General features: G+C 62.6%; 10 protein-coding genes. 3 read left to right on the forward strand and 7 right to left on the reverse strand.

Annotated features, from left to right (window positions below; all coding sequences use genetic code 11):
• A partial coding sequence (locus tag B8115_RS18810) for an alpha/beta fold hydrolase (RefSeq protein ID WP_010629395.1) occupies positions 1 to 280 on the forward strand: 280 nt, incomplete at its 5' end.
• Positions 281 to 462: 182 nt separating this feature from the next.
• Here the strand turns inward: B8115_RS18810 and B8115_RS18815 are convergent.
• The 5 genes from B8115_RS18815 to katG all read right to left on the reverse strand — a co-directional run bounded on the left by B8115_RS18815 (position 463) and on the right by katG (position 7,415).
• Positions 463 to 684, reverse strand: coding sequence for a hypothetical protein (locus tag B8115_RS18815; protein WP_010629396.1), 222 nt, complete (start codon positions 682 to 684; stop codon positions 463 to 465).
• A 168-nt stretch (positions 685 to 852) separates the two neighbouring features.
• On the reverse strand, positions 853 to 1,044 hold the full coding sequence (locus tag B8115_RS23830; RefSeq protein ID WP_010629397.1) for a hypothetical protein: 192 nt from the start codon (positions 1,042 to 1,044) through the stop codon (positions 853 to 855).
• Between the two features lie 166 nt (positions 1,045 to 1,210).
• The gene (gene fic, locus B8115_RS18825; RefSeq protein ID WP_010629398.1) at positions 1,211 to 2,320 is read right to left on the reverse strand and encodes a protein adenylyltransferase Fic; all 1,110 of its coding nucleotides are present in this window, start codon (positions 2,318 to 2,320) and stop codon (positions 1,211 to 1,213) included.
• A gap of 225 nt (positions 2,321 to 2,545) precedes the next feature.
• Positions 2,546 to 5,050 (reverse strand): EAL domain-containing protein, encoded by a 2,505-nt coding sequence (locus B8115_RS18830; protein WP_010629399.1) that lies wholly within the window; start codon positions 5,048 to 5,050, stop codon positions 2,546 to 2,548.
• Between the two features lie 139 nt (positions 5,051 to 5,189).
• On the reverse strand, positions 5,190 to 7,415 hold the full coding sequence (gene katG, locus B8115_RS18835; protein WP_010629400.1) for a catalase/peroxidase HPI: 2,226 nt from the start codon (positions 7,413 to 7,415) through the stop codon (positions 5,190 to 5,192).
• 442 nt (positions 7,416 to 7,857) lie between these two features.
• Here katG and B8115_RS18840 point away from each other — a divergent pair, with 442 nt between their 5' ends.
• Together B8115_RS18840 and argE are read left to right on the forward strand one after the other, a co-directional pair.
• Positions 7,858 to 8,436: an antibiotic biosynthesis monooxygenase gene (locus B8115_RS18840; protein WP_010629401.1), complete on the forward strand. Its 579-nt coding sequence runs from the start codon at positions 7,858 to 7,860 to the stop codon at positions 8,434 to 8,436.
• An 80-nt stretch (positions 8,437 to 8,516) separates the two neighbouring features.
• Entirely contained in the window at positions 8,517 to 9,668 is a 1,152-nt protein-coding gene (argE, locus tag B8115_RS18845; protein ID WP_010629402.1) for an acetylornithine deacetylase, read from the forward strand.
• Between the two features lie 24 nt (positions 9,669 to 9,692).
• Here the strand turns inward: argE and B8115_RS18850 are convergent, their stop codons facing one another.
• Both B8115_RS18850 and B8115_RS18855 read right to left on the reverse strand, forming a co-directional pair.
• Entirely contained in the window at positions 9,693 to 10,811 is a 1,119-nt protein-coding gene (locus tag B8115_RS18850) for an alkene reductase (protein ID WP_010629403.1), read from the reverse strand.
• Between the two features lie 138 nt (positions 10,812 to 10,949).
• Positions 10,950 to 11,849, reverse strand: coding sequence for an SMP-30/gluconolactonase/LRE family protein (locus tag B8115_RS18855; RefSeq protein WP_010629404.1), 900 nt, complete (start codon positions 11,847 to 11,849; stop codon positions 10,950 to 10,952).
• Between the last annotated feature and the right edge of the window lie 38 nt (positions 11,850 to 11,887).

An 11,887-nucleotide genomic window follows, 5' to 3' on the forward strand; every position in this document is an offset into this window, starting at 1 on the left:
GCAGGACATGGCGGCAGCGCCGCCTCAGGTGGCTACCAGTGCCATGCAAGACATGTTTACCCGGCATGCCGAGGGCGAGGCAGCGCAGCACTTCGAAGCGCTGACAGTACCGGTGGTGGCCATCAATGCCGACCTGTGGCCGACCGATATCGAAGCCAACCGGCAGCTGCTACCCGAATTCGATGCCGTGATCGTAGAAGGCACCGACCACTTCCTGCACATGGCCAAACCTGCAGAATTCAACCGGGAGCTGGACCGGGTAATCGGCACGCCGCCATGACAGCAAAGGTCTGAACTGGCCGGCTGGCACAGTGGCATTGCGCCTTCAGGAAACCGCTTATCTGCTGCACTCGCCGAAGAACGCCTGCCGCCTGCTCGAGTCCATCGCCCAACTGGAAGATGACCAGGGTCAGGTGGTATGCACAGCTGATCGCGCAGTTGCGGTATCACTACTGAAGATCGCTACCGATCCGCCCCCAGGTACTTGATCCTGCGGTAGAGCGTCACGAGAGCACCGCCGCCCAGCATCGGCACCATCACCGTGGCGATCAATGCCGGTAGCATTTCTCCGGTCCAGAACTCACCGACATTCGGGATGAACAGCGCCGGCAGCACCGAGAACAGAGTCTTCAGGAAGAGATAGAGACCCAGCAGGCGAATCATCAGTATGGAAAAGGGCTTCATGGGACCTCGCTGATCAATCTGACGCCTCATCGTCGAAAATGGACGTTCCCAGCGTATCGATCATCACGCTGTGGCACTCGACCTCGAACCACTCATCGAAGCGTTACGCTTCGGCCACAGAGCCGGATCGGTGTACCACTCCTCCAGTTCCGACTCGAACAGGTTGCGTCAGTTGACCTTGACCCACCGCCACACCTCCTCGGGTGATTCGGCTACCTCATCGCCGACCAGATAGACGGTGCGATCGCGATTGACCTCTGCTGCGGTGATTGGAGTGCTGCCCGGCGCGGGGTCAGCGTCGTTGATCCACTGCACGGCAGGAGTCTTATAGCGCAGCAGCAGGGCGGAACGGTTGAGCATGTCACTCTCCAGAGTTCGAAGACTGATTACAGCATACAGACAGCTGATCTGACTCTTTCAGAAAACACTGGGCATGTCGTGTTCCGCTCGAGGCCGGCAAAGCCAGCCTTATTTGAATTTAAGGCTGAAATTAAAATAAGCCGCGTCACTATTTGAATCAGCGGCATCACGACGCCGGATAAGGCACGACCTCATTGCTGTCTTCGGTCATCAGGCGAACCAGCTTGGGATGTACGAACAGCTTTTCGCGCCCGGCGCGGATCTCATTGAGCACATCGATCTCGCACAGCTGCTGCAGATAGCCCGAGGCGGTCTGCCGCTTGGCGATGTCCCGCTCCACCAGATTGTTGATACGGCAGTAGGGCTGCTCGAAGATCACCTGTACCAGCTCATGGCTGTAGACCTTGGGCAGCTGTTGCTGGATATGGCGTGTCGTATCTTCGATCAGCTCGCGGGTTGCCGCGATCTTGTCGGTGGTCCAGCGGGCCGTGCACTCGACGGCCTTGAGCATGTAGAGCAGCCACTCTTGCCACTGGCCCTCGAGTGTCACGGTCAGCAGCAGGCGATAGTAGTCGGGCTTGTGAAGCACGATGTAGCGACTGAGGTAGAGGATCGGCAGCGACAGCAGCCGCTGCTCGATCAGGTAGAGGATATTCAACACCCTACCCGTCCGCCCGTTGCCGTCGGTAAAGGGGTGGATCGCCTCGAACTGGTAGTGGGCCACCGCCATCTTGATCAAGGGGTCGACACCATCCTCCATGTGGAGATAGCGCTCCCAGTTCGCCAGCAGCTCACGCAGGGCCGCCTCTCCCATTGGCGGGGTATAGATCACTTCGCCGGTGGCCTGGTTGGCCAGGGTGGTGCCAGGCACCCGGCGGATCTCCATATCCACGCCCTTGATGGTACTGCAGATCTCCACCGCTGTATTGGTGCACAGAGGCCGCCTGGCCAGCTCACGGTAGCCATGGCTCAGCGCGGTGCGATAGCGCAGTGCCTCCTTGGTGGCAGGATCGGCGTGGGTGTCTTCCTGGGCGAACTGGAAGAGCCTGTCGGTGGTGGTGACGATATTCTCGATCTCGGAGCTATCGCGGGCTTCCAGCAGGGGCAGCAGGTTGATGAGCAGGCCCTGGTTGGGCAGCAGCTCGCCCGCCTGCTTCAACTCCGCAAGCGCCGCCCGAGCCGGAATGCAGGCCTTCAGGACGGCCGGCGTCTCGAGCTCCTCGGCAGGTGGCAACGGCGGCAAGCCGTTATAGGGTTGGTCGGGGCGCCAGCTCATGTTCATTTTTTCCCAAAAAATCGACACGTTGTCAGCATATGTCGATGGCATCGACATATCCAGAGAATGTGTCGAAGAAAGCGACTTTTTTAAACATGTTCTCGAGACATGTCGACGCCATCGACACGCTCCGGGGACATGTCGAGAAAAACGCATTTCGTGAACATGTCACGGCGACATGTCGATGGCATGGACACGTCAGCTCCTTAGGAACCAGTACCACAACTACGCGGCCGGCGGCGCCTCTCTCTGGGCAACCGGTGTAGGTTGGAACTCCTCGACCGGCAGCGGTCGGCCGAACAGGTAGCCTTGGTATTGGTGGCAACCCAACCCGGCAAGCACGGCGCGCTGTGTCTCGGTTTCGACGCCCTCGGCGATGACGCCTAGCTCCAGACTCTGAGCCAGGGCCACGATGGCTGCGGCAATGGGGGTGGATTGGGTGTCATGGCTAAGGTCACGGACGAAGGCAATGTCGATCTTCAAGGTATCCAGAGGCAGTGCCTTGAGATAGACCATGGAAGAGTAGCCGGTGCCGAAGTCGTCCAACGCGAAGCTGACGCCTATGCGACGCAGCAGCAACATCTTTTCGATGGTACCTTCCGGATCCTTGAGCAGCAGCGACTCGGTGAGCTCGAGAGTCAGACTGCCCGGTGCCGCCGAGTGACGATAGATTGCCGTGAGCACCTGGTCGACGAAGTCGGGCTGCTGGAACTGACGCACGCTGACGTTCAGGGAGAGCTTGAGATCGCTGAATTCGGAACGGCGCCGCCACTCCCCCAAGAGACGGCAGCCCTCCTGAAGGACCCAACTGCCCAAGGGCAGGATCAACCCGCTCTCTTCCGCCAGCGGAATGAACTCCCCTGGCGAGACGAAGCCCCGAGCTGGATGCTGCCAACGCACCAGCGCTTCTGCACCGATGACGTGCCGGTCGGCATCGACCTGGGGCTGGAGATGCAATCGCAACTCACCGTTGTCGATGGCATGTCGCAGCTCACGCTCGAGCGTAAGCCTCGCCTCCCGCTCCTGCTCCAGCTCCGGAGAAAACAGCTGAGGAACCGCATCGCGCTGTCGCTTGGCCTCGAGGAGCGCCAGACCGGCACGCTTGAACAGCATTGCCGGAGTCGTACCCATGTAAGGATCGAACACCAGCATGCCGACACTGAGTCGGCAGGGGTAGGTATGGCCGTGCAGAAGATAATCGGCGGAGAGTGACGCCAGCACACGTTCGGTAAGCCCGCGCGCTTCACGCCCGGCGGCCGACCTGTGGGTGGCACTCAAGCGCGCCAGCAGAGCGAACTCGTTGCCGTCCAGACGAGCGACATGAAGATCGTCATTAGCCCATTGGCGCAGACGTGTCGCCAGTTGGCGCAGCAGCTCATCGCCGATGTCCTGACCCAAGCTGTCGTTGAGGATCTTGAAACGGTCGATGTCGAACAGCACCAACAGCGACAAGGCCGTTCCGCTACCCAGATGACGTTCACACCCATTCAACCGCTCCTGCAGGGCACGCCGATTGGGTAACTCGGTCAGGGTGTCATGGTAGGCGAGGTAGCGTATCCGCTGCTGAGCCTCCTGTTCAGCGGAGCGATCGGAGATCAACGCCACATAGTCCCGCTCATTGCTATCGGCATAGATCACCCTGCTGACGCTGAGCCAGGCGGGAAAGCGCCAGCCATTCTCATGCTGAGCTTCGATCAGGCCATTCCATTCTCCCTGTTGCTCCAGCGCTTGCCTGATGATGTCTCTCAGTTCCCGGCTATTGACCGCGAAGCCCAGCTTCCACACCGACTTGCCGATACTCTGCTCGACCTCCCACCCCAGCAGCTGCTCGAGCGCGGCATTGCTGAGCCGCACACGTCCCTTGCCGTCGAAGAGCGCGACACCGTCGCGAAGCGCGGAGATCACCTCCAGCAGTCGCGTGCGGGTCATGTGTTCATGCTGCTCGCTGAGGTGCAGACGGCGCTGGGCCTGTGTCGCCACCACAGTCAGCAAGGCGACCAGAACGACACAGCCGCCAATGAGATAGATCATCCAGTGCGATTCCGCCATTGGCGGCAGCGAAGCCGCGCCTGGGTGGGGGACGAACCAGGCAGCCCCCATGGCCACATAGTGCATGCTGCAGATGGCCAGGGAAACGAACAAGGCGCTGATGAAGGCGCAGGTCTTGGCGCGTCGCATACCCCACTCCTGGCGGCATAGGCGATACGCATAGGCGCTAGCGACGCCGAGACCGACGGCCACGAATAGCGACAGGAGGAACAGCCAGAATTCATGATAAAGCGATGCCGGCATATGCATGGCGGCCATGCCGACATAGTGCATCATGCCGATCCCCAGCCCCAGGCTGATGCCGGCCAGCATCAGCTCTCGGTGAGTTGACGTCTCACGCGAAAGTAGCAAGATGGCCGCCAGGCTCCCCGCCACGGCGGGCACGATGGATAAGAGCGTCAGGATCGGGTCATGCTGCACGGGGAAGGCAAGCCGATAGGCATGCATACCGGTGAAGTGCATGCTCCATACGCCCAATCCCATGATGCCGGCCCCAGCGAGCAACCAGAGCCTGCGCCAGCCAGCGTGCTTGGCTTTACTGACCAGTTTGATCAGATCCAGGCCGGCATAGGAGGCCGCCAGCGCGATCGCCCAAGAGACCAGTACCAAAGGGAGGTGATGTTCCCCCTGCACGGCATCCAGGGCATGTGGATCGAAAATGAGAAGGGTCAGTGTCGTCATGAACTGATCTTCGGCAGCGAGCCTGCTTTCTTGAGGAAGGCCTGCCCAAGAACGTTGAACCCTCGTTAGCCGAGCATTGGCCAATGAGAAAAAACGCCCCGTTGCCGGGGCGCCTCTCTCTTCTCGCTAGCTCGCTGGATCACACCAGGTCGAAGCGATCCGCGTTCATTACCTTGTTCCAGGCGGCGATGAAGTCGCTGACGAACTTCTCCTTGGCATCGTCCTGGGCATAGATCTCGGCGATGGCGCGCAGCTGCGAGTTGGAGCCGAACACCAGGTCCACCCGAGTACCGGTCCACTTCACTTCGCCGCTCTTGCGGTCGCGGCCTTCGAACACGTCGGCATCCACCGAGGCGGGCTGCCACTGGGTGCCCATGTCGACCAAGTTGACGAAGAAGTCATTGGTCAACGTCCCGGGGCGCTCGGTGAACACGCCGTGGCGCGAGTTGCCGTAGTTGGCCTCGAGCACCCGCAGCCCGCCCACCAGCACGCTCATCTGCGGCGCGCTGAGCCCCAGCAGCTGGGCCTTGTCGATCAGCATCTCCTCGTCGGAGACGGTGAAGCGAGCGCGGCGGTAGTTGCGGAAACCATCGGCTTCGGGGCGCAGCCACTCGAAGGACTCAGCGTCGGTCTGCGCCTCGCTGGCGTCGGCGCGGCCCGGCGTGAACGGCACCTCGATATCGTGGCCGGCACCCCTGGCTGCCTTCTCGATGGCAGCGGCACCGCCCAGCACGATCAGGTCGGCAAGCGATACCTTCTTGTTGCCCGATTGGGTGGCGTTGAAGTCGTTCTGAATGCTCTCCAACGTCGTCAGCACCTTGGCCAGTTGCTCCGGCTGGTTGGCTTCCCAATCTTTCTGCGGCGCCAGGCGAATGCGCGCTCCGTTGGCCCCGCCGCGCATGTCGGAGCCGCGGTAGGTGGAAGCCGAAGACCAGGCGGTATACACCAGCTCGGCAACGCTCAGGCCCGAGCCGAGAATCTTGCTCTTGAGGCTGGCGATGTCCTGAACATCGATCAGCTCATGGTCCACGGCGGGCACCGGATCCTGCCAGATCAGCTCTTCGGCCGGCACTTCCGGGCCCAGGTAGCGCGCCTTCGGCCCCATGTCGCGGTGGGTCAGCTTGAACCAGGCGCGGGCGAAGGCATCGGCGAACTCGTCCGGGTTGTTGTGGAAGTGCTCGGAGATCTTGCGGTATTCCGGATCCTCGCGCATCGCCATGTCGGCGGTGGACATCATGATGCCTACACGCTTCGAGGCATCTTCGGCATCCGGTGCCATGTCCTTCTCGGCCAGGTTCTTGGGCACCCACTGCTTGGCGCCTGCTGGGCTCGTGGTCAGCTCCCACTCGTAGCCGAACAGCACGTCGAAGTAGCTCATGTCCCACTTCGTCGGCGTCGGGGTCCAGGCGCCTTCCAGGCCGCTGGTGATGGTGTCGCGGCCCTTGCCACTCTTGTAGCGGCTCTTCCAGCCGAAGCCCATCTCTTCCATGGGCGCGGCCTCCGGCTCGGGGCCCACATTGACCGGATCGCCGGCGCCATGGGTCTTGCCGAAGGTGTGGCCACCGGCGGTCAGCGCCACGGTCTCGTAGTCGTTCATCGCCATGCGGGCGAAGGTTTCACGGATGTCCTTGGCCGAGGCCAGCGGGTCCGGGTTGCCATCCGGCCCTTCCGGGTTGACGTAGATCAGGCCCATCTGCACCGCGGCCAGCGGGTTCTCGAGATCGCGCTCGCCGGAATAGCGGCTCTTGGCATGTCCGCTGTCGGCCAGCCACTCGTCCTCGGCGCCCCAGTAGATATCCTCTTCCGGCTGGTAGACGTCTTCACGTCCGCCGGCGAAGCCGAAGGTCTTTAAGCCCATGGATTCCAGCGCGACGTTGCCCGCCAGAATGTAGAGGTCGGCCCAGGAGAGCTTGTTCCCATACTTCTGCTTGATCGGCCACAGCAGGCGCCGCGCCTTGTCCAGGTTGCCGTTATCGGGCCAGCTGTTGAGCGGCGCGAAGCGCTGCGAGCCGCTGCCGGCACCGCCACGCCCGTCGCCCACACGATAGGTGCCGGCGCTGTGCCAGGCCATACGGATGAAGAAGGGGCCATAATGGCCGTAGTCCGCCGGCCACCACTCCTGGGAGTCGGTCATCAGCGCTTCGAGGTCCTGCTTGACGGCGGCAAGATCGAGGGACTTGAACGCCTCGGCGTAGTCGAACGCCTCGCCCAGCGGATTGGACTTGGGAGCATGCTGGTGAAGAATGCCGAGATTCAGTTGGTTGGGCCACCAATCCTGATTGGAGTTGCCGGTATCTCCACGCTTGGTGCGTGACCCATGCATGACGGGGCATTTGCCCGCGCTGCTGTCGACTTTTTTATCCATGATGCTCTCCCTTCGGTGACGCGCTGTGTTGTATCAAGTGCAAAATCGTTGAGCTGATGGAGTCTTGCCGTAGTGAGGCCCGGCTCATCACCGGCCTGCACTGCCACCTCTTTGTTGCCGAGAGGTTTCCCGAGGCGCATGTTTCCTTGCCAGCCATCAACGTGAAGATAGGTATACCAGGCAAGATAAATTAGAAGGGACTTGTTTTTATGCACCGGATCGATAGTCACAATCAATGAAAACATGTCGAGTCATTGCTTTTGCCTCTTTCTGATGATGACTCGAGCCTCCCTTCGCCGAACATTTGCCTACAAACCGACGCCTTCAGTAGCGGAAAGATCAAGCATGGTATACTTCTTGCTATAAATTCATGAGGGCCTACCCGGCTCGAGTGATATCGGCCCCTACCCGGGCGCCGAGCCATAAGCCAAGGAGATACACAATGTCATCCTCCCCTGTCACTCTGATGGTGGCGCGCCGCGTGGCGAGTGGGCGTTACCTCGATTTCATCGCCTGGCTCGAAGAGGGCCGCGAGCTGGCAGCCGACTTCACCGGCTACCTGGGCTCCGGCGTGCTAGCCCCTCCACCCGGTGACGATGAATATCAGCTCATCTTTCGCTTCAAGGACGCCGAGACGATGGCCGCCTGGGAGCACTCCGCCTCGCGTCGAGCCTGGCTTGCTCGCGGACGAGGCCTTTATGAGGCACCGCATGCTCACCGCGCCATTGGCCTCGATGGATGGTTCCAGGAGGCCACCGGCAAGACGCCGCCGCGCTGGAAGCAGGCGATTGCCATCTGGCTGGCCTTCTTTCCGGTATCACTTGCGTTCCAGTGGCTTGCAGGCCCTTTTCTTGTGCACTTGCCTTTGTTACCCAAGGTCATGTTCAGCACGTTGGCGCTGACCCCGCTAATGGTGTTCCTGTTCATTCCGCTCTCCATGCGCCTGCTCGGTCCGTGGCTGCGAGGTGAGACCACCCTTTTGGAACAACTGGAGCGTCGGCTGCACCAGCGCAGGGCCTGATAAGCCCTCATGACAGCAGGCGCTCTGCTCGCTCGCCACTAGCGTGATAGGCTTCAGGCAATACCCTGAAGGAGAGAATCATGACCGCCGCCGAGATGCTCGAACGCCTGGTTGGCTTTGCCACCGTTTCCCGCGATTCCAACCTCGATCTGATCGCCTTCGTCGAGAGCTACCTCGACGAGCACGGGGTCGAGCATTGGCGGGTGGAAAGCGACGACGGCAGGAAGGCCAACCTGCTAGCGCGCATCGGGCCTGACGTACAGGGCGGTGTGGTGCTCTCGGGGCATACCGACGTGGTGCCGGTCGACGGCCAACCCTGGTCCACCGACCCGTTCACTCTGGTCGACAAGGGCGACGGCAAGCTTTACGGACGCGGCACCTGCGACATGAAGGGCTTCATCGCCTGCGCCCTGGCCGAACTGCCCGAGTGGCTGAAGCGCGGCCTGGACAAGCCGATCTACCTGGCGCTCTCCTACGACGAGGAAGTGGGCTGCATCGGCGCGCCGCGCATGATCGAGCGGCTGATGGCCGACCACCCACGCCCGGCCGCAGTGATCGTCGGCGAACCGACCTTGATGCAACCGGTGGTGGCTCACAAGGGCGCCACCAACCTGCGTACCACCGTGACCGGTCGCGCCTCGCACTCCAGCCAGATCGACCAGGGCGTGTCGGCAATCCACGTAGCCGCACGGCTGGTGACGAAGATCGAAGATGTCATGGCCGAGCTGCGCGCCGAGGGGCGCATCGATGAAGCCTTCAACGTCGCCCACTCCAGCCTGCACGTGGGCAAGATCGCCGGCGGTACCGCGATCAACATCATGGCCCGGGAGTGCACCTTCGAGTGGGAGATTCGCCACCTGCCCAGAGACCGCTTCGAGGAGCTGTTCGAACGCGTGAATGCCTATGCCGCCGAACTGGAGGCCGAGATGCAGCGCCGCGCCCCCGAGACGAGCATCGTCACCGAGGCACTCAACCTCACGGTGCCGGCACTGGCCGATGACAACAATGTCGCAGTACTCGACCTGTGCCGCGAGCTGCTCGGCGAACAGCCCAGCGGCGCGGTCGCCTACGCCACCGAGGCCGGCCAGTTCCAGCGCGTGGGGCTGCCCACCGTGATCTGCGGTCCCGGCAGCATTCGCCAGGCCCACCAGCCCGACGAATACATCGAGATCGAACAGCTCGCGGCGGGCACGCGCTTCATGCAGGCGCTGGGGCAGCGGCTCGGCCAGTAGCAACAGAGCCGCCGCCCGCGCTGGCTAGCCCAGGCGGTCGTGGCCGTTATTCAGGAAGGGATAGTCGGTGTAGCCTTTTTCGGCACCGCCGTAGAAGGTGCTCGAATCGGGCTCATTGAGCTTGGCACCCACACGCAGCCGCTCGGGCAGGTCGGGGTTGGCGAGGAAGGAACGGCCGAAAGCCACGGCGTCGGCAGTACCATCTTCCAGGCGCCGGCGTGCACGCTCGCCATCGTAGTTGCCGCAGTAAATCAACGCACCGCGGAAGCGTTGACGCATCCCCTGGCGGAAGCCCTCGGGGAAGGTAATGCTGCCACCGGCCCAGTTGGGTTCGTTGAGATGGATGTAGGCCAAACCACGCTTGGAGAACTGCTCGGCCAGGTAGTAGGCCATCTCCTCGGGCTCGTCGTCGGTAAGGCCGAACAACTCGATGAACGGGGTCAGGCGAACGCCGACTCGTGCAGGGTCGAACACTTCGGCAACCGCATCGATCACCTCCAGCGGGAAACGCGCGCGATTCTCGAGGGAACCACCGTACTGATCGGTACGCCGGTTGGTACCGGTCGCCAGAAACTGGTTGAGCAGGTAGGCGTTGGCAGCGTGCACTTCGACCATGTCGAACCCGGCGCGCTTGGCACGCACGGCGGCCTGGCGGTAGTCCTCGACGATGCCGGGGATCTCATGAGTCTCCAGCGCCCGCGGCGTACTGGTGGGGTGTGGCCCTGCACTGCCGTCCTCGAACTCGACGAAGCACTCGGCGCCTTCTCCCTTTAGGGCGCTGGGCGCTACGGGCGGCTGACCGTCGGGCTGAACCATCTCGTGGGAGACGCGCCCCACATGCCACAGCTGCAGCGCCATACGACCGCCCTTTGCATGCACGGCCTCGACCACGCCCTTCCAGCCGGCTTCCTGCTCGTCGGTCCAGATGCCCGGCGTGTAGACGTAACCGCGAGCGGTGGGGGAAATATTGGTGGCCTCGCTGATGATCAGCCCCGAACCGGCACGCTGGCCGTAGTAGATCTGCTGCAACTTACCGGGCACGCTGTCCGGGGTGCGCGAGCGGGTCAGCGGGGCCATGATCACGCGATTGGGGAGATTCAGGTCACCCAGATGAAGCGGGGTGAATAGCGTGGTTTGCGACATTTGCCGACTCCTTTGGCGAACGAAATTGACCTTCCCTGCCTTTATGAGGACGCTAACTATCTTCTCCAACCCCGCTAATACAAATTGCAACAAAGCGCCGACCAACTCGCACGCGGAGTCATAGCAGCCGGTGAGGGACTAGCCCTTGAAGCCGGGCTCGGCAATCCCCGCCACGCCGGTTCTCATCTGCAGCAAGCTGCCGGCCTGCGGCCAGCGCGCCTTGCCCTCGGCGTCCAGGTGCTGGGTGGCAGTGGTGATGTAGAGCGTGCACAGATCGGCCCCACCGAAGGCCACCATGGTCGGGTGCGGGCACGGCACCGGGTGCTCCGCCACCAGTTCGCCCTCGGGCGAGAAGCGCACGATGCGCCCGCCGTCGTATAGCGCGCTCCAGTAGCAGCCCTCGCTGTCCACCGCTGCACCGTCGGGCACGCCGGGCAGTCCCAGCCTTTCCAGGTCGACCCAGGTCTCGCCCTCGCCCAAGGTGCCGCTTTCAACGTCGAAAGGGTAGCGCAGGATGCGCCGGCTCAGCGAGTCGGTGTGGTAGAGCCAGCGCCGGTCGGGGCTGAAGGCCAGGCCGTTGGAGATACCAAGGCCCGTCAGGCGACGGCTGAGTTCACCCTTGTCGAGACAGTAGAGCGCCGCGCTGGGGCTCGACTCGTCGGCATCGATGGTGCCCACCCACAGGCGCCCGGCGGGGTCGCAGCGACCGTCGTTGAAGCGGTTGCCCTGCCCCGCCTGCCGTCGTTCTTTCACCCACTCCGGGTTGTTGGCCAGCCGCTCGGGCTCGCCATTTTCGGGCAGGCGCAGGATGCCCGAGGCCGCAGCGGCCACCAGCCCTGTCTCGTCGAGGGCCACGCAGCCCACCTTCTCGCCCAGCTCGGCGCGCGTCGGCGCCCCACCCTCCTGCGGACGCCAGGCATAGACGTGGCCGTTGTTGATGTCGGTCCAGTAGAGGGTCTGGCGAGCCACCGACCACACCGGGCTCTCGCCCAGGCTCATGTCGAGCTTCACCGCCACTTCGATCACACCGTCTTGCATCGCTCGTCTCCGTTCGCTCGGTGAATTCCCTTTTGGCC

This window comes from Halomonas sp. KM-1 (assembly GCF_000246875.1).
Classification (GTDB): Bacteria; Pseudomonadota; Gammaproteobacteria; order Pseudomonadales; family Halomonadaceae; genus Halomonas; species Halomonas aerodenitrificans.